Genomic DNA, 19,639 nt, shown 5'->3' on the forward strand with positions numbered 1-19,639 from the left:
AGTACTTAAAAGTATTTTGTTGATGGGCATTCTGCACATGTGAATTTTACTGTTTAAAAAGACAATACAAATGTGGTAATTTCATCTGGAATTGAATGCACAATTAAACTACCGCCATGTAGTTGCATAATTTGTTTTGAAAGGCTTAACCCTATTCCTGTTCCTGAATCTTTGGTTGTAAAAAATGGAACAAAAACCTCTTCAATCAGCTCTGGAGCTATACCAGCACCATTATCAGAGATAGTAATGTATTTTTTGTTTGATTTATTAACCCCTGCAGAAATTTCAATAATACCATTCTTCTTGTTCTTCAAAGACTGCATTGCATTTTTACCTAAATTTATCATAACTTGAGTAATCTGCTTACTATCAATAAATAACTCCAAATTTTCTGGATTAATCTCCAGTTTAATTTCCACATTGTTAGTCCCATCATCTTGTTGAATTAAAACGATAACTTTACTTAATAGTTTTTTAGCATCAATAATTTCCTTATCAGGCTCTGGAACACTCAATAATGTTCTGTAGGATTTTACAAAACTCATCAAATCACTACCCTGTTCCTTAATAACTTCAAGTCCTTTTACTGTATTTTCTATATGCTTCGTTTCGATGGTTTCAGCATTTATCATTTTATCATCATTCTTAAAATACCTTAAAATAGATTCTGAAATGGAGGTTATTGGTGTAATAGTATTCATGATTTCATGAGTTAAAACACGTATCAATTTTATCCAAGAATCTGTTTCTTTTTCATCCAATTCTTTATTAATATCTTGTATTACAACCAACAAAAGCTCTTGCATATCAATATTTATTGATGTAGATTTAATTGCTAATTGTATTTTCTCTCTCTCATTAGTCAGTTGAAATAATTTTTGTTCAAAAGGTTTTAAATCTTCAAATAAAGCGTAAAGCCTCTTATCTACTTGTGCTAATTGTTTAATATGATTCAATGGTTTATAATTCAATAACCTTTCTACAGTCGGGTTAGAAAAAACAATATGCCCTTTAACATTAAAAGCGAGAATTCCAATATTTGCTTGTTTTATAATTTCTTGATAAAACTGTTCTTGTTCTTGCTTTTTTAAATGAATGTCTTGAATTAATGCATTAACCCTGTTAAGGCTATGATTCAATTTTTTAAACGACTTGATTAAATCTTTTTCAGGAAAGTGTAACGTAAAATCTTCGTTTCTTATAGCATCAAAAAAATAGGCTATTTTTCTGTTGATATTATTGATATAGTAAACTAATTGCCATGCTTGTAAGATTAGCAAAGCCAATATAAAAACAGACAAGATATAATATTCATTCTCAAATAAGAACGCTACTCCAAGGGCCGTTAAGGTTATCAGTGACACTCTAAGTATAAGCTGTAAATAAAAGTTTCTACTTGCCATTAGCTCATTTTCTTAACCTTATTATACAACGTTTGCCTAGAAACTCCTAATTGATTTGCTGCTGCACTGTAATTTCCATCATGTTTATTTAGAGCATTGGTAATCATTATTTTTTCCATTTCATCTAACGTGGCTATATCTGTCTCTAAGGTAGATAAAGCATTATTTGTCCAAGAAAAGTCTGATGGTTTCAATACATTTCCATCACATAATATTACAGCTCTTTCTATGGCATGTCTTAATTCACGCACATTTCCTGGCCAGCGATAGTCTCTAAACTTATCCTGAACAGGTGCATTCATCCTCAGGCCTTGTTTTCCATATTTAGAAGCAAATTTGTTTAAATAAAAATCGGCCAATAGTATAACATCGTTATCCCGATCTCGTAAAGGTGGAACTTCTAGATGTATCGTGTTAATTCTGTACAACAAATCCTCTCTAAATATTCCATCTTTTACCATTTGCTCCAGATTGCAATTTGTTGCACATACTAAACGAATATCTACTGAAATTGGTTTGTTTGATCCTACGCGAACAATAATTTTATTTTGGATGGCTGACAATAATTTAGCTTGAGCCTGTAGCGATAGGTTCCCAATTTCGTCTAAAAACAACGTTCCTCCATTGGCAGCTTCAAACTTACCTGCCCTATCTTCTTTGGCATCTGTAAAAGAACCTTTTGTATGTCCAAATAATTCACTTTCAAACAATGATTCAGATATTGAACCCATATCAACATTAATAAAAACTTCATTCTTTCTTGCTGACATTCTATGTAATTCTCTAGCAATCAGCTCCTTTCCTGTACCATTTTCACCGGTTATTAAAACATTAATATCTGTTTTTGCTACTTTTCGAGTAAGGTTTAACACAGCAGTAAGAGCCTTGGAATTTCCTATTATGTAATTTTTATCTTGATTTATAAATTGTTTTAAATTACTCTCCTTTTCTTTTAATTTATGTACTTCTTTTTGAGATTTTCGCAATAAATAAGCCGACTTTATTGTTGTCAATAATTTATCGTTATTCCATGGCTTGAGTATAAAATCTGACGCCCCTTCTTTTAATGCTTTAACAGCTAAATCAATAGCTCCGTAAGCCGTCATCATAATTACAGAAACATTAGGGACTTTCTTTTTAATTTCCTTCAACCAGTACAAACCTTCATTTCCCGAATTAATGCCAGCAGAAAAATTCATATCTAACAAAACAATATCAAATTCAGCGAGGTTTTTAAATGAAGAAATCTGATTTGGGTTAGATAGCATTTCAATACTTTTATACTCAAATTGCAATAATATTTCTAAAGCACTTAATACGCTTTTATTATCATCAACAATTAAAATTTTACCATCAGTCATCGTTATTGATTTAATAGTTGATAAAAGTACTAACAAAGATTCAAGTTTTTAAAGAAGTGTCAAATTATTTGACAAATCTTGTAAAAATATTTTACAAATAAAATTTATTTTTATCGTCATATATCTTTAATTACCTGATTTTTAAACATATAAAAACATGGCACAACATTAGAGTACATTTTGGCACAGTATAAATAATAATAGTTACCAAAACTTGAATTTTATTTTGACTATGACTTTAAAAAAATATATTATTTTATCCCTTTGTCTTCTAATGGTAAAATCCATTACTGCCCAAAAAGCTTGGACTTTGGATGAATGTGTGGCCTATGCTATTGAGCATAACTTAGCATTAAATAATTTTAAATATAATAGTAACGCTAACAAAGAAACTTACAAGCAATCTATTCGTAACTTACTACCTAATCTAAATGGATATGCAGATTATAATATTCGTTATGGACGCTCGGTTAATGATTTTACTAATGACATTATTAATACCGATTTTTTCTCAAATAATTATTCGTTAAGTTCATCGGTTGATATTTTTCAAGGATTTCAGAAGATAAATTCCATAAAGGCTTCAAAACTACTTTACAAAGCGGCAAAAGAAGATGTACTGCAGCAAAAATATTTATTGGCTTTCAGAGTGATGTCGGCTTTTTATGACATTCGGTTTTATGAAGGTCTTTTGATTATTTCGGAAGAACAAGCAGAAATTTCTCAAACAAATTACAATTTAGTGAAGCGACAAGTTGAATTGGGTTTGAAAGCTGGAGCCGACTTGTACGAAGCTGAATCTGTATTGTTAACGGATCAATTAGCAGTTACTCAAAGTAAAAACAGTTTGGAAGCGGCTCAATTGAAGTTAATTCAAGAGATGAATTTAGAAGGAGAGACAACAATTACTATAAATACTGCTTTAAGCGAATTGTCAGAAGCAGAAAACAACAACTTAACTATAGAAACGGATTCAGTTTATAATACTGCGACAAATTTTATACCACTAATTAAAGCGGAAAAACTGAGAACTGAAGCTGCAAAAAAAGAAGTTGCCATTGCAAGAGGAAATTTATATCCTTCAATTTCCCTATTTGCTGGATATGGCACTGGTTATTACGAAACAAACGTTGACGATGCAAACCAAATTATTGCTTTTAATACTCAATTTAAGGACAATGCTTCAAAATATGTAGGTGTTTCTCTGAATATCCCAATTTTTAACCGTTGGGCTAATCGTTCAAATATCAAGCAACAAAAAATAGAACTACAAGGAGCTAACAACAGTTTAGATATACAAAAACAAGAACTTTATAAACTGATTCAACAATTGGTACAGGACCAAAAATCATTCAGTGTAGAAGTTGAGCAAAGCACAAAAAAAATGAAAGCACAAGAATTGTCTTTTTCTATTGCACAAAAAAAATATGAAAAGGGGATGATAAGTTCGATAGAACTCTATCAAGCAAAAAATTTATACACTAAAGCACAAAACGAAAATTTACAAGTAAAATTACAGTTGAAAGTAACAGAAAAAACATTAGATTTTTATAAAGGATTACCAGTTTTTAATTTAACAAGAAATAAGTAAAATGGATATAAAACTTGAAAAGAAAAAAGGACTAAGACCAAAGCATTATGGCTATGTAGCATTAGGTTTACTACTTCTATTTGTGGGGTGGAAGCTAATTTTTAGTAACTCAATGTCCACCTTTAGAACGGAAAAAGATAAATTATCTGTTGCCGAAGTTACTCAAGGAAAATTTGATGACTACATAACAATTAACGGTGCCGTTGCACCCATTTCTACCATCTATATGGATGCATATGAAGGTGGTAGAGTTAGTGAGAAACTAATTGAAGAGGGTACTATGGTCAAAAAAGGAGATATTATTCTAAAGCTAGAAAATATGGGACTGTATGAGCAAATTTTAGCGAGCGAAAGTAATATGGCATTGAAGGAAAATAATTTACGATCTACAAGATTAGAATTTGATTCTAGACAAGTAAGTGGTAAAAAATCTCTTGCTACTGCAGATTACGATCTGACAAAAAACAAACGTAATTTTGAACAGAATGAAGCTTTATATAAGGAAGAGCTTATCTCAAAAGAAGAATATTTACTTTCTAAGGAAAACTATGAACTTTCAAAAAAACAACACGAAATTGTGAAGCTACAAACGGAACAGGATGATAAAATGCGAAAGACCTCATTATCTGGACTAGATACGGATTTACAGCGTATGCGTAAAACTTTATCAATGGTGTATGAACGGTTAGATCATTTAAATGTTCGTGCCCCAGCTGATGGACAATTGGGCTTTTTAGATGCTGAAATTGGCCAAAGTATTGGTCAGGGCGAGCGAATTGGTCAAATAAATGTGCTAACAGATTTTAAAATTGAGGCCACTATTGATGAACATTATATAGATCGTGTAAAACGAGATTTATCAGCTAGTTTAGAGCGTAATGGAAAAGAATTCCCACTACGTCTGAGAAAAGTTTATCCTGAAGTTAGAAATGGAAAATTTAAGGTAGACCTTGTTTTTACCGAAGAAAAACCAGAAACTATTCGTGCGGGTCAAACCTACAATATAAAACTACAATTAGGAGCATCAAACGAAGCACTTTTATTACCAAAAGGAAGTTTTTTTCAGAGTACTGGAGGTCAGTGGATTTTTGTAGTTAATGATAGTGATGAAGCCATTAAACGCTCTATAAGAATTGGAAAACAAAACTCAAGATTTTATGAAGTATTAGAAGGGTTGGAAGCTGGTGAAAAAGTAATCACTTCCAATTATGATAGCTTTGGAGAAGCTGAAAGGATAGTGTTGAAATAAAGAAGAGGCCTCCCCTAGCCCCTCCTAGTGCCTCTGCTAAAGCTATGGCGACATGCAGAAGGAGGGGAACAGATAATAAGTTAATTAAAAAAATATAGCATGGCTAACAAACCTTTTTAGAAAAATTGTCCCCTTGAGGATTAGTGAGAAACAAAATGTATTTTGTTTTGAAGCTACCGAGCGAAGCCCTTAGGGGTGTTTTAGTCTAGTGTTTAATATAAAAAATCGAAAAAATGATAAAAATTGAAAATTTAAAAAAGAGTTTCAGAACCGAAGAAGTTGAAACGTTGGCGTTAAATAATGTCAATTTGAATGTAGCTTCTGGAGAATTTGTAGCCATTATGGGTCCTTCAGGTTGTGGTAAATCCACATTATTAAACATTATCGGAATGCTAGACAACCCAACTGAAGGAAGTTACCAATTCGCCGGTCATGAAGTAGGTGGTTTAAAAGAACGTCAAAGAACAGATCTACGTAAAGGTAATTTAGGTTTTGTATTTCAAAGCTTTAATTTAATTGATGAACTTACGGTTTATGAAAATGTAGAGTTGCCTTTAATTTATTTAAAAATGAATAAAAGCGAACGCAAAGAAAAAGTAAGAGTCGTATTAGAACGTATGAAAATTGCACATCGTGAAAAACATTTTCCACAACAATTATCTGGTGGTCAGCAGCAACGTGTAGCTATTTCAAGAGCGGTAGTGACCAATCCCAAATTAATTTTAGCAGATGAGCCCACAGGTAATTTGGATTCTAAAAATGGAATTGAGGTAATGAATTTATTAACGGAACTGAACCAAGAGGGTACTACTATAGTAATGGTTACACACTCTGACAGAGATTCACACTACGCACACAGAGTTGTCAATCTTTTTGACGGACAAATTGTTACTGAAAGTCAAAATACTCCTTTTGTAGCGAAGATTTAAAAACTAAGTATCATGTTAAAAAACTATCTAAAAATAGCGTGGCGAAATCTAAAAAAGCAACCCTTTTTTACATTCCTTAACACCTTTGGCCTTGCCATAGGTATTGCTGGCGGTTTATTAATTTCTTTATACATCTATCATGAATTTAGCTTTGATAAAATGTTTACAGATTCAGACAGAATACATCGGATTAATGTAGATATTAAATTTGGTGGAGAAGTTAGTAATTTAGGAGAGGTTTCCGCTCCTATGGCAGCTACTATGAAAAAGGATTTTTCTCAAATAGAAAGCACCACACGATTTAGAGACTTAGGAAGTATGCTTCTTAGAAGAAGTGATGTAAAAAAAAATGTAAAAGAGTCTCAAACCACTTATGTTGACCATTCATTCTTTGAAATGTTTGGAATAGAGCTACTATTTGGAGACACCAAAACAGCTCTTACAAAACCAAATACTGTAATATTAACTAAAACAGCCGCCGAAAAACATTTTGGATTGAATGATGCCGTTGGTCAAACACTATTACTAGATAATGATGATATCTATACTGTAGATGGTATTATAGATGACCTTCCTAAAAATTCTTTTCTTAGAGATTACAGTGTTTTTGTTGCTATGGCTGGGTATGACGATGCTCAAGATAATGAATGGACTAGTCACAACTACTATACATTTATCAAGTTAATACCTAGTGCAGATATAAATGATCTTCAAGCTCCATTACAATCAATGTTAGGTACTTATATTATTCCTTTTGCACAAAAATATTTTCCGGGTATTACCGTAGCGGAATTCAAAGCTTCAGGCAACTACCTTAATTTTAGTACGGTACCCTTAACTGACATTCATTTATATTCTAACAGAGAAAATGAAATGAGTGCGAACAATTCTATGCAGAATTTATATATCCTTTCTTTTATAGGATTGTTTTTGATTTTATTGGCCAGTGTCAACTTTATGAATCTCTCTACAGCACATTCTTTAAAACGAGCCAAAGAGGTTGGTATTCGCAAGACTTTGGGCTCCAATAAACGAGATTTGGTACATCAGTTTTTAACAGAATCAGGGTTGGTTTCGTTGCTTTCTCTTCTTTTAGGCATTGGTTTAGCCTATTTGGCCTTACCATTTTTTAATGGACTTTCTGGAAAAGAAATTTCAATTCCCTTTCTCAATCCTATTTTTTGGATCTTATTATTTACAGCCACGGGATTGTTAACATTATTATCTGGAAGTTACCCTGCATTTTTTATGTCTCAGTTTATTCCTGTTAAAGTACTCAAAGGAACCGACACAGGTAAAGTCGGTGGAGGTAATATTAGAAACTCTTTAGTTGTTTTTCAATTTGCAATATCTGTTTTTTTAATTATCAGCACTTTGGTTGTTTTTCAACAATTAGATTATATTCAAAATAAAGATTTAGGCTTTAAAAAAGATCAAGTCTTACTTATTGAAGATGTATATTCGGCAGGAAACCAAGTAAAAGTTTTAAAAGAAGAAATAAAGCAATTAGGTCAGGTAGAAAATGTAACCCTAAGTGGATTTTTACCTATTCCCTCTTCGCGAAATAATACTACTTTCTATAAAGATGGTATTGCAGACCAAGACCACGCAATTAATATGCAAACTTGGAGGGTTGACTTTGATTATATAAACACCTTGAACATGGAAATTTTGGTAGGACGTGATTTTGACGAGCAAATGCGTGCTGATTCAACGGCGATAATCCTGAATGAATCTGCCGTTGCTACTTTTGGTTCAACACCAAAAGAAATTCTTGGTGCGAGGCTGTCACGTGATCTGGAATCAGAAAACCCCACTTTTTATACGGTTATTGGAATTATAAAGAACTTCAATTTTGAAAGTTTAAAGAACGATATTGGTGCATTGAGCTTAACCATAGGGGATTCATATGGTGCAATGGCCATAAAACTAAATTCAGGAGACTTCACAAAAACTTTATCTAATATTGAGGCAAAATGGAACAAAGTTGCTCCTGGCCAGCTATTTAGTTACTATTTTATGGATGATTCTTTCAATGAAACCTATAAAGAGGAAAAACGCTTAGGAAGTATCTTCATTACTTTTACTATTCTATCTCTATTGATTGCTTGCTTAGGCTTATTTGGTCTGGCAGCTTTTAATGCCCAAAAGCGTACAAAGGAAATTGGTGTAAGAAAAGTTTTAGGGGCGAGTGTAAGCCAAATTACCTATAAATTAACAGTCGATTTTCTTAAACTGGTTGGTATTGCAGTTCTTATTTCAATACCATTAGGTTGGTATGCCATGAATAGATGGCTACAAGATTTTGCCTTTCGAATAGAGATTAGTTGGTGGATTTTTGCCTTGGCAGGAATCTTAGCCGTGGCTATTGCAATTTTAACGGTTAGTTATCAAAGTATTAAAGCAGCGATTGTAAATCCCGTAAAAAGTTTAAAAACAGAATAAAGACCCTAAAAGGTTAATGAAACTCAGTAATAAAATTTAACAGATTCCTGCCGGAGTTTATCCAGAGCGAAGACGAAGGGCAGGAGTAACATAAAAAATCATAACAATGAAAAAATTAATCTATTTAATATCAGCCATTATAACTATAAGTACCGTTACTGCCCAATCAGAAACAACAACCGTCAAAAAATTTGACAAAGTAATTGTGAGTCCTCATATCTCAGTAAATTTTGTTCAAGGAGATACCGAAAGTGTACAAATAGAAACATGTTCAGTTGATAAAAATAAACTGAACATTGAAGTAAATGGTAAAACATTGCGAATCTATTTGGAAGGTGCAAAAGAAGTAACTGGAAATGAAAAGTACAATAAAGACGGTAAAAAAAGAAGACGTTCTTTATACAAAGGCACTATTGTAACTGCAACAGTAACTTATAAAAATATTGACGAATTGTCTTTGCGTGGTGAAGAAAAGTTTATTTGTGAAAGTCCAATTGTTCAAGACGATTTTCGATTAAAAATTTATGGCGAATCTAAAATCACAATCAATAAAGTAGATTTAAAAACATTGCGAACCACTATGTACGGAGAGAGTTATATAGTTATTAAGGAAGGAAATATAGGTCATCAAAAATTTACAGGTTATGGCGAAGCAAAAATAAACACGCTCAGTGTAACAAATAAAAGCACAAAAATAACTGCTTATGGTGAAGGTAGTTACAGAGTAAATGTTTCAAAACATCTCAAAATAACAGCTTATGGCGAGGCAACAATTGCTTATAAAGGAAATCCTGATGTGAATAATGGAATTATTATAGGAGAAGCGACAATTCAGAGAATTTCAGAATAAAAAATAAAAATATGTTCAAAAACTATCTAAAAATTGCTTGGCGGAATTTGAAAACCAATCGTATGTTTTCAATCATTAATATTTTAGGGCTAGCAATTGGCTTAGCAATTACTATTTTACTTTTCCTTTCTATTACTTATGAACGTAGTTATAATTCGATGTACAAAAACAAAGAAAATATATACCGCGTATTAGTAAATACTGGTGAAAGTTATGATAGCAAAATCTACTGTACGGCCCCTGCCGCATTAGCACCAGCGATAAAAAATGATATGCCCGAGGTTAAATATGCTGCCAGGATTTTAAAACATGGTTTTGGAGAAACTGCCTTTGTTAAAGTAAATAACACTAATTTTTTAGAAAAAGAATTGTATTGGTGCGACCCTGAGCTTTTTGAAATTTTTAATATTGAATTTTTAAAAGGAAATAAAGCTTCTGCTATTAATAGACCGAATACAGTCACAATTTCTGAAAGTACTGCAAAAAAATATTTTGGAGATTCAAATCCAATGGGAAAGACCATACTCATTGATAATGAAAAACAACTAGAAGTAACAGGAGTTTTTAAAGACTTTCCAGAAAACAGTACGCTTCATTGCAATGCCGTAGCTTCATTTAGTTCAACATTTGCCGCCAAAAATCCAAGTTGGGGTAATTCTAGTTTTGAGACTTACTTACAACTAGATGAAAATGTATTACCATCAAATACTGAAAGTCAACTACAATCATTATTAGATAAAAATGTTGATAAAGAAGGGCAATGGTTTACTTTTTCGCTACAGCCGTTAGAAAAAGTACATTTATATTCTACTGATTACTCAAATTCATATAGTAAAAGAGTTGGAGATATTGATGAAATAAACAATCTCTCTTTTTTAGCTATGCTAATATTACTTATTGCCTGTGTTAACTACATGAATTTGATGACAGCTAAGTCTGAAAAAAGGTCTAAAGATGTTGGTATCAATAAAACCTTGGGAGCATCATTTAAAAGTTTAATAATACGTTTTTATTCAGAAACGGGATTGATAACTTTGATAGCTCTGATAATAGGTCTTTTTATTTCCGCCTTGGCTATTCCGCTTTTTAATAATTTAACTGAACAAAATTTAAGCGTTACGCTATTGTTTACGCCTCAAATCTTAATTGGGTTATTACTGTTTTGGACGTTGACTACACTTATAGCGGGTTCATATCCTGCATTCTATTTGTCAAGTTCTTCACCTAAAGCCGCTTTAACATCGGCAAATAAAAATGGTAAGGGTGTAGTCAATATTAGAAAAGGTTTGGTGGTTTTACAATTTGCAGCATCCGTAATTCTAATTGTAGGGGTAATCGTTATTTATAAGCAATTGCAATTTATGCAAAATCAAAAATTAGGTTTTAATTCTGAAAATGTAGTCGCTATTTCTACTACTGCAGTTCAAGAGAATAATAAAAAAGATGCTTTGGTCCAAGAGTTTAAATCATTAAGTATGGTTTCAGATGTAGCAATGGCTCAAGGTTTTCCGGGTGTTACGGTAAGTGGTCGCATGCTGTTCAAAAATGAAAACGATGAAAATGGTTTTCAAATCCGAACGAACCGTGCAGATTCAGAAATTATTAATCTGTTAAAGTTAAAATTACTAGCTGGAAAAACCTTGCCCTTGGTAAAACAAGAAGGTGATACGTTAACAGAAGTTATACTTAATAAAACGGCTTTAGATTATTTAGGATATACTCCCGAAGAATCGATTGGTAAAAAAGTATTAATAGGAGGTTTTAGAGGCAATGCATATATTACGGGTATTGTAGATGATTTTAACTTCGAATCACTTCACCAACCCATAGGAGCTTATGCTTTTCATAATAGACGAACTGAATCCAAAAATTTTGCATTGGTACGCTTTAAAAGTAATTCCTTAACTGGTACGATGGATCAGTTAGGGTCTGTTTTCAGTAAAGTAATACCAGACTCGGCTTTTGAATATCTCTTTTTAGATAAAAATATAGAACAATTATATGCTCAAGAACGTAAAACTGCAATGTTAGGCTTTATCTTTAGCATTTTGGCCATTTTTGTAGCCTGCTTAGGGCTTTTTGGTCTAGCTGCTTTTACCGCTGAACAGCGAAAAAAGGAAATTGGTATTCGAAAAGTACTAGGAGCAACTATCATAGGAATAACCCAAATGCTATCTATGGACTTTTTAAAGCTTGTTATGGTAGCACTTATCATTGCATTTCCAATTGCCTTTTGGCTTATGAGTGGTTGGCTACAGGGTTTTGCATACAGAATACATATAAGCTGGTACATTTTTGCCTTATCAGGAGTTTTAGCCATAGCCATCGCATTAGTTACAGTAAGTTTTCAGGCAGTAAAAGCTGCTTTATCCAATCCAGTAAAAAGTTTAAGAACCGAATAAGGGCTGAACTATAAAAAAGGTCGTAGATTTTTTTAGTGAAAGAGCCAGCTGGTGAGAGGCGATTTTATGAAATATTTAAAAATATAAACAATCATGTATAAAAATTATCTAAAAATAGCGTGGCGAAATTTGGCCAAAAACAAAGGGTATTCAGCCATTAACATTGGCGGACTGGCTTTGGGTATGGCCGTAACGTTAATCATTGGGTTTTGGGTCCAAAGTGAACTTTCGCACAACAACTATTTTAAAAACAAAGGCAAAATAGCTCAGGTTTATCAATCTCAAACTTTTAATAATAACATAGGCACAGGACCTGCCATTCCCAGACCGTTGGAAAAAGCATTACGAGATGAATATGGAAACAACTTTAAGCATTTAATAATGTCGTCATGGACAAATAAAATTTACCTAAAGTATGGAGAAACCAGTCTTTATAGATCTGGAAATTATATGCAAAGAGGAGCTCCAGACATGCTAAATCTGGAAATTATCAAAGGAGAAAAAGACGGTCTAAGAGAACTGAACTCCATCATGCTTTCGGAATCGGTCGCTAACGCTCTTTTTGGAAAAGAAGACCCAATAGGTAAGGTAGTAAAGGTTAGGAATCAGGACGATTTAATGGTAACTACTGTTTATAAAGACCTTCCTCTAAACACCTCATTTAACGATACCTACTATATTATTCCGTGGGAGCAGTATGTAGCTTCAAGAGAATGGGTAAAAAATTCAGAAGACCAGTGGGGCAACAATTCTTTTCAGCTATTTGTACAAGTGGCAGATAATACTGACATGGACAAAGTATCTACAACTATTAAAGATGTAAAAAAGAAGTTAAATGAAGATACTGCAGAATATAATCCACAATTGTTTTTGTTCCCAATGAAAGATTGGTATTTAAGGGGCAGTTTTAAGAACGGTAAACAAGTAGGAGGACGCATAAAATATGTTTGGCTGTTCAGCATAATAGGTGCTTTTGTGCTGCTTTTGGCCTGTATCAACTTTATGAACCTTAGTACGGCCAGATCCGAAAAGAGGTCGAAGGAAGTGGGTATCCGAAAATCGATCGGCTCCCAAAGAAGTCAGTTGATCAATCAATTTTTGAGCGAATCTTTCTTGGTGGTCGTATTCGCCTTTTTTGTTGCGGTCATTTTTGTTTTATTGTCTTTGGACGGATTTAACAATTTGGCACAAAAAGAAATTGTATTCCCTTGGCTCAACCCTCTTTTTTGGTTCATTTCGTTACTTTTTATTTTAGTTACCGCTTTGCTGGCAGGTAGTTATCCCGCACTTTACCTTTCCTCTTTTAGACCTGTTGATGTATTAAAAGGTACGTTTAAATCCGGTAAATATGCAGGTCTACCAAGAAAAATTTTAGTGGTACTTCAATTTACGGTTTCGGTCGCTTTTATCATAGGAACCGTCATTGTGATGCAACAGATCAATCATGCCAAAAACCGTCCGGTTGGTTATAGCAAAGAAGGATTAATTCAGATACCCACCTATAGCCAAGACTTTGAAGGGAAATATGATTTAATGCGAAGTGAATTTTTAAACTCTGGTGCTGTAACGGAAATGTCGGCATCCAGTAGTCCGACCACCCAAATATGGTCCAACAGAAGTGGTTTTACATGGGAAGGAAAGCCTGAAGGTTTTCAAGAAGACTTAGCATTTACAACGGTTTCATACGATTATGGTAAAACATTGAACTGGAAAATTATCGAGGGTAGGGATTTTTCAAGGGAATTTGCTACAGACTCCAACGCCGTAATACTCAACAAAACCGCTGTAAAATATATGGGACTTAAAAATCCCGTTGGAAAGTTTATAAAAGATGCGAACGAAGAAGATCCCGAAACACCGCTGAAAATTATTGGGATAATAGACGATATGATTACACAATCGCCCTACGAACCCATAAAACAAGGGATGTATGTTTTCGATAAATGGAATGGCGGAAGCTTTTATAACTTAAGGTTAAACCCTGAGCAAAGCAATAGTAAAAACTTAGCTACAGTAGAAAACGTTTTTACAACACATTTTCCAGACATTCCTTTTCAATATGATTTTATAGACCAGGAATATGGCAAAAAATTTGCCTCGGAAGAGCGTATTGGAACGTTATCGGGCATTTTTACAGCCTTGGCTATTTTAATCAGTTGCCTTGGACTTTTCGGATTGACTTCATTTGTAGCCGAGCAACGCACCAAAGAAATAGGTGTAAGAAAAGTGTTGGGAGCTACCATATTCAATGTTTGGAATATGTTGTCAAAAGACTTTTTAAAACTGGTTATCATTTCCTGTTTTATAGCTATTCCCATAGCTTATTACATAATGAACGGATGGCTACAAAACTATCCGTATCGTGTCATTTTAGAATGGTGGATTTTTGCACTTGCTGTCATTGGAGCATTAGCCGTTACCATATTGACCGTAAGCTTTCAAGCCATAAAAGCGGCTAAAGCAAATCCGGTAAAGAGTCTTAGAACAGAATAAAACGAAGACCTGCAAAGTGTTGTCGCGAAAGCGACCTCCTTGTTGGTCTAAAATGAGAAGTCAAAATTAAATCTTAAACCAACAAGATTAAAACAAGGCCTTGCAGGTTTTACAAAACAATAAATCATGTACAAATTATATTTTAAAATTGCCCTTAGATATTTATTTAAGAATAAGCTGTATTCCTTTATCAATATTGCAGGTTTAGCAATTGGCATTACATCATTTATGCTGATTATGTTGTATGTAAGCTATGAAAAGAGCTATGATACATTTGAAGGTTCTGAAAATGTTTATCGTGTATTTATGGATGCTAAAGAAGGAGATACTTTTGAACCCGCAGATGCCCAAACTGCAAACCTTATCGGCCCAACGCTAAAGAGAGAATTCCCTGAAGTAAAAGAGCAAGTTAGGTTGTATCGTTTAGAAAAGACCACTTTTAAAATCAATGAAAAAATATTTGAATCCAAGAAAGGCTCATTGGCGGACGCTACTTATTTCAAAATCTTTAACTACCCTCTATTAAAGGGGTCAAAAGAAACTGCTTTAAAAGCACCTAATACCATTGTGCTAACTGAAAGTTTTTCAAAAAAAATATTTGGCAATGAAGATCCGATGGATAAAACCATATCGGCATTTTATAATGGTGAAGAAGCCATATTAACGGTTACTGGAATTTTAAAAGAAATACCCGATAATACTCATATGAAAACCAATTTTCTAATCTCAATGGAGACATTTGACAATTGGTTTGCCTCCGAAGAGCAGGTAGCATTAAACTGGGGACATTGCAATTTTTACACTTACTTAAATGTAGATGAAAATGCGAACTACGGCTTGTTGAAAAATAAAGTAATTGCTTCTGATTTTGAAGATGACCCTGATGAAAGATATAATATAGAGCGGTTAGAAAGCATTCACTTACATTCTAACAAACCTTATGAAGCAGAAGCTGGAGGTAGTTTAAGCAGGGTTAAATTTTTGACAGCAATTGCATTTATAATTCTAGTCCTTTCATGGCTTAACTATGTTAACCTTTCTACATCAAAGTCTTTAGAAAGAGCAAAAGAAGTAGGCATCCGAAAAGTAGCAGGAGCTCAAAAGGTTCAGTTAATTTTACAGTCGCTATCAGAATCTATTGTATTAAATTTTATAGCCATAGTGATAGCAGTGGTCTTAACGATTTTTATGCTTTCTGTCTACAATAATATTACTGGCAGTCAATTGATGTTACAGACTTCCGTCATGGCACAGCTTTTACCAATTATCGGAATTCTTGTATTGGGTGTGGTGCTGGCAGGTTTGTATCCTGCTCTGTTGCTCAGTGGTTACTCTCCTTCCAAGGCATTGAAAGGAAAAGTGAGAACTTCGGCAAGCGGACTAAATATTCGTAAAGGATTAATCATTCTACAATTTATGGCAACAATCATTTTATTGATTGGAACCATTGTAGTGACAAAACAGATTAATTTTTTACAAAAACAACCTATTGGGGCAAATTTGAATGAAACGATTAGTTTCAATGGCGAATTTCTTTCTCAATTATCGGACTCACTAGTTAGAGATAAATACAAAACGCTTGAAAATGAAGTAAAAAAGTTCCCTTTTGTAACTGCTGTTGCAAGAACCCAAACCTACCCAGGTGGTGGTTTTGACGAATTAAATTCGTTTGTAGGGCTTACCTATCCAAATGGAACCGAAGATAGCCGGAAGGTCTATTATAGCTACACCACACAACCTGATTATTTTGATTTACTAGGAATTAAGTTTCTTGGCGGAAGCACATTTATTCCTAATGCAAAGGGTCAAAGTAGAACTATAATTATAAATGAAGCTGCCATGCGTGAAATGGAAATTACCAACCCAAATGACGCCATTGGTAAGATTGCAAAATTTTTCGGAATAGATTGGACTATATCAGGTGTTGTTGAAAATTATCATCATTTTGGGTTAAAAAGTTCCGTATTGCCAATAATTATGATACATCATAATAGCAGTAACAACCTCTTGGTGAAATTTAACAATAAGGTGTCTTCCAATTTAGGTTATACGGCTGTTATAACTGATATAGAGAATAAATGGAAACAAGTCTTTCCACAAAGTACCTTTAACTATACTTTTTTGGATAAGAAATTTGAAGCACAATATAACGAAGATGAAAAATTTAGTTCCGCATTTCAAATTTTTACCATATTAGCCATACTTATTGCCTCAATGGGACTTTTTGGACTGACTTCTTATACGTGTATTCAACGTAAAAAGGAAATAGGTATCCGTAAAGTAAATGGTGCTACTATTGGTCAAATTCTAAAACTATTAAATCAGGACTTTGTAAAATGGGTCGGGTTGGCATTTATTATGGCTATTCCTATTTCATGGTATGCTATGAGCAAATGGTTGGAAAGTTTTGCGTATAAAACAACCATAAGTTGGTGGATTTTTGCATTAGCGGGTATTGCAGCGTTGGTTATTGCCTTAATAACAGTAAGTTGGCAAAGTTTTAGAGCGGCTGTTGCAAACCCAGTAGAGGCTCTGAAGGATGAATAACAACTTAAATTAAACTTTATAATAATGAGAATAAAATTAATTTTCAGGAACATATGGAATCAACGTCCTTATAGTTTACTCAATTTATTTGGATTAAGTCTTGGCTTAAGTATATCGTTTATTGCATTGTTATATGTATTGGAAGAAACGGGGTATGATAGTTTTAATAGCAAACAAGAACAGATAGTTAGGGTCTTAGAAAAAGATATGGGCACTAATAATGTTGGGGAAATTTTAAATATTAAAAAAACAATCCTCTTTAAAGAAAATATTCCTGAAATAGAAGAAGTAATAAATTTCAGTACAGCATATGGAAATATAAAGGAAAGTACCATAGAAGGGGGATATTATGCTCAAACTGATATTGTAAAAGTTCTTGATTTTAACCTCTTAGAAGGGAGTTTTGATGATTTTGTTCAAAATCCTGACAAGTTGATTATTTCCGAAAAATTCGCCTTAAAACATTTAAAAAGTATTCATGTAGCTGGTCAATCCATAATACTAAATGAAGGTACGGAACAGGAAAAGAGTTATGTGATTGCTGCAGTATACAAGAACTTTCCAAAAAAGTCATCATTAAAACCGAACATGATTATCCCAATTGAGAATTATTGGGGTTATAAGAAACAAGTAGAAGATTTTTCAGTTGCTCGTTTTTCTTGCCTTTTTCTACTAACGAAAGATACTGACCCCATTCTTATATCTGAAAAAATGAAAGCGGTATCCAATGATAATTTTCCCAATGATGATATTGATTTCTTACTACAACCTTTAACAGAAATTCATCTCCATTCTTCTGATTACAACGAAAGTTTAAGTGATTCAGGATCAATTAACAAAGTGATTATTTACGCATCTATTGGCGGCTTAATATTGCTCATATCTTTAGCCAATTTTTTATTACTCAACACGGTTATTACCGAACGTAGATTAAAGGAAATTGCTATTAGAAAAACTAATGGTTTTGGAAAAATAGGTGTAATGAAAATGTTTATTGGTGAAGGGTTAATTCATAGTTTAATTGCCTCTTCTCTGGCATTGTCATTCATGACAGTAATACTGCCTTGGTTTAATGAATTCACTCAGAGCAATTTATCAACCAGCTTTTATACTAATCTTAGATTTATAAGTTTTTCAGCAATACTTTTAGGAGCAACTGGGATTGGATCTGGACTCTATTTTTCAAATTATATTAATAAATTTCAAGTCATTCATGTTTTACAAAATGGTAGAGTTAAGAAAAGTAACAACTTCTTTTTAAAAAATAACGCAGTTTTCATTCAAACAGCGGGTGTTGTGTTCTTGTTGTTTTTCTCAATAAGCATTTATCAACAAATTCAGTTTATGTTGAACTCTGATAAGGGTTATAAGGAAGATAACTTAATCTTACTTCCTTCAATGCGAATTGACATTACTGTATTAAAAGACCAAGTGTCTCAATCAAGTTTTATTGAAAAAGTGACTATGGGTACTATTTTACCATTAGCTGGAGGTAATGCATGGACAGATGTAAATCTAGTGTCTAATAAATCTACTAAAGTTACAATGGAAATGATTTACGGAGATGAAGATTATATTCCAACCTATAAAATTCCTTTAGTTTCAGGCAGAAATTTTTTTGAATTACAGCCGCAAGCTAAAAAAAGAGGAATTATCATTAATCAAACAGCAGTTAAACAATTAAGATTAAAAGATCCTATTGGAGTAGAAACTAATTTAGGGACTATTATTGGAGTTATGAATGATTTTAAATTTGAATCGTTCAAAAAACCTATAAGGCCTTTAGCACTTACATATTCAAAAACAAATGGAGCTAGTTACATTGTACGCTACGTTAATGGACATCGTGATGATGCTTTAGATTTAATAGTAAAAACCGTGGGTGAACATCCTGTCGGTCCAGATTATATTGAAAATTATGCCAATACTGTTCAAGATAAATTATATGGTGATGATTTAAGGTTAAGTAAATCTATTTTTGCACTAACTATCATGGCTATTTTGATAGCCTTAATCGGTATCTTAGGTATGGTTATGAACAAAACGGCTAGAATGACAAAGGAGATTGGGATCCGTAAGGTAAATGGTGCAAAATCTGAGCAAATCGTTTGGATGCTAAATAAATCATTTATGAAATGGATTGTTTTAGCATTTATATTAGCGAGTCCCATGGCCTATTATGTTGTAAGTGTTTGGTTGCAAAATTTTGCATATCAAGTTTCTTTTTCAGTATGGATATTCTTTCTTTTACTAATTATGGTAGTTGGTATTACATCAGCTGTTGTGAGTTTGCAAAGTTTTAGAGTAGCTATGGCTAATCCAGTGGAGGCGTTGAAAGATGAGTAAAAAAAGAATTAATTAAAAATATA

At 33.1% G+C, this 19,639-nt stretch carries 11 protein-coding genes; 9 read left to right on the forward strand and 2 right to left on the reverse strand.

Annotation, left to right across the window (positions count from 1 at the left end; all coding sequences use genetic code 11):
• Positions 1–53: 53 nt before the first annotated feature.
• On the reverse strand, positions 54–1,403 hold the full coding sequence (locus U5A88_RS09090; RefSeq protein WP_354205735.1) for a sensor histidine kinase: 1,350 nt from the start codon (positions 1,401–1,403) through the stop codon (positions 54–56).
• Positions 1,403–2,764, reverse strand: coding sequence for a sigma-54-dependent transcriptional regulator (locus tag U5A88_RS09095; RefSeq protein WP_451963474.1), 1,362 nt, complete (start codon positions 2,762–2,764; stop codon positions 1,403–1,405). Before U5A88_RS09095 ends, U5A88_RS09090 begins: the two co-directional genes overlap by 1 nt.
• 274 nt (positions 2,765–3,038) lie before the next feature.
• On the opposite strand from U5A88_RS09095, the gene U5A88_RS09100 reads away from it, so the two are divergent.
• The 9 genes from U5A88_RS09100 to U5A88_RS09140 all read left to right on the forward strand — a co-directional run bounded on the left by U5A88_RS09100 (position 3,039) and on the right by U5A88_RS09140 (position 19,616).
• On the forward strand, positions 3,039–4,355 hold the full coding sequence (locus U5A88_RS09100) for a TolC family protein (RefSeq protein ID WP_354205738.1): 1,317 nt from the start codon (positions 3,039–3,041) through the stop codon (positions 4,353–4,355).
• 1 nt (position 4,356) lies between these two features.
• Positions 4,357–5,604, forward strand: coding sequence for an efflux RND transporter periplasmic adaptor subunit (locus U5A88_RS09105; protein ID WP_354205740.1), 1,248 nt, complete (start codon positions 4,357–4,359; stop codon positions 5,602–5,604).
• Positions 5,605–5,837: 233 nt separating this feature from the next.
• The gene (locus tag U5A88_RS09110; protein ID WP_354205742.1) at positions 5,838–6,533 is read left to right on the forward strand and encodes an ABC transporter ATP-binding protein; all 696 of its coding nucleotides are present in this window, start codon (positions 5,838–5,840) and stop codon (positions 6,531–6,533) included.
• A 12-nt stretch (positions 6,534–6,545) separates the two neighbouring features.
• Positions 6,546–8,978, forward strand: a complete 2,433-nt coding sequence (locus U5A88_RS09115) for an ABC transporter permease (RefSeq protein WP_354205743.1) — start codon at positions 6,546–6,548, stop codon at positions 8,976–8,978.
• Positions 8,979–9,084: 106 nt separating this feature from the next.
• Positions 9,085–9,828, forward strand: a complete 744-nt coding sequence (locus tag U5A88_RS09120) for a head GIN domain-containing protein (protein ID WP_354205745.1) — start codon at positions 9,085–9,087, stop codon at positions 9,826–9,828.
• Positions 9,829–9,839: 11 nt separating this feature from the next.
• Positions 9,840–12,230, forward strand: a complete 2,391-nt coding sequence (locus U5A88_RS09125) for an ABC transporter permease (protein ID WP_354205747.1) — start codon at positions 9,840–9,842, stop codon at positions 12,228–12,230.
• 93 nt (positions 12,231–12,323) lie between these two features.
• A complete protein-coding gene (locus U5A88_RS09130) occupies positions 12,324–14,723 on the forward strand; it encodes an ABC transporter permease (RefSeq protein WP_354205749.1) in 2,400 nt (799 codons plus the stop codon).
• 126 nt (positions 14,724–14,849) lie between these two features.
• A complete protein-coding gene (locus tag U5A88_RS09135) occupies positions 14,850–17,270 on the forward strand; it encodes an ABC transporter permease (RefSeq protein ID WP_354205751.1) in 2,421 nt (806 codons plus the stop codon).
• Positions 17,271–17,294: 24 nt separating this feature from the next.
• Positions 17,295–19,616 carry an ABC transporter permease gene (locus U5A88_RS09140; protein ID WP_354205753.1) on the forward strand — a complete coding sequence of 774 codons (2,322 nt, stop codon included), beginning with the start codon at positions 17,295–17,297 and terminating at the stop codon, positions 19,614–19,616.
• The last annotated feature ends 23 nt before the right edge of the window (positions 19,617–19,639 follow it).

The organism is Aureibaculum sp. 2308TA14-22 (genome assembly GCF_040538665.1).
Classification (GTDB): Bacteria; Bacteroidota; Bacteroidia; order Flavobacteriales; family Flavobacteriaceae; genus Aureibaculum.

Bases quoted from the DNA above. Each gene is read 5' to 3' on its own strand.
- U5A88_RS09090 (WP_354205735.1), bottom strand. From the start codon at position 1,403: ATGGCAAGTAGAAACTTTTATTTACAGCTTATACTTAGAGTGTCACTG.
- U5A88_RS09095 (WP_451963474.1), bottom strand. From the start codon at position 2,764: ATGACTGATGGTAAAATTTTAATTGTTGATGATAATAAAAGCGTATTA.
- U5A88_RS09100 (WP_354205738.1), top strand. From the start codon at position 3,039: ATGGTAAAATCCATTACTGCCCAAAAAGCTTGGACTTTGGATGAATGT.
- U5A88_RS09105 (WP_354205740.1), top strand. From the start codon at position 4,357: ATGGATATAAAACTTGAAAAGAAAAAAGGACTAAGACCAAAGCATTAT.
- U5A88_RS09110 (WP_354205742.1), top strand. From the start codon at position 5,838: ATGATAAAAATTGAAAATTTAAAAAAGAGTTTCAGAACCGAAGAAGTT.
- U5A88_RS09115 (WP_354205743.1), top strand. From the start codon at position 6,546: ATGTTAAAAAACTATCTAAAAATAGCGTGGCGAAATCTAAAAAAGCAA.
- U5A88_RS09120 (WP_354205745.1), top strand. From the start codon at position 9,085: ATGAAAAAATTAATCTATTTAATATCAGCCATTATAACTATAAGTACC.
- U5A88_RS09125 (WP_354205747.1), top strand. From the start codon at position 9,840: ATGTTCAAAAACTATCTAAAAATTGCTTGGCGGAATTTGAAAACCAAT.
- U5A88_RS09130 (WP_354205749.1), top strand. From the start codon at position 12,324: ATGTATAAAAATTATCTAAAAATAGCGTGGCGAAATTTGGCCAAAAAC.
- U5A88_RS09135 (WP_354205751.1), top strand. From the start codon at position 14,850: ATGTACAAATTATATTTTAAAATTGCCCTTAGATATTTATTTAAGAAT.
- U5A88_RS09140 (WP_354205753.1), top strand. From the start codon at position 17,295: ATGAGAATAAAATTAATTTTCAGGAACATATGGAATCAACGTCCTTAT.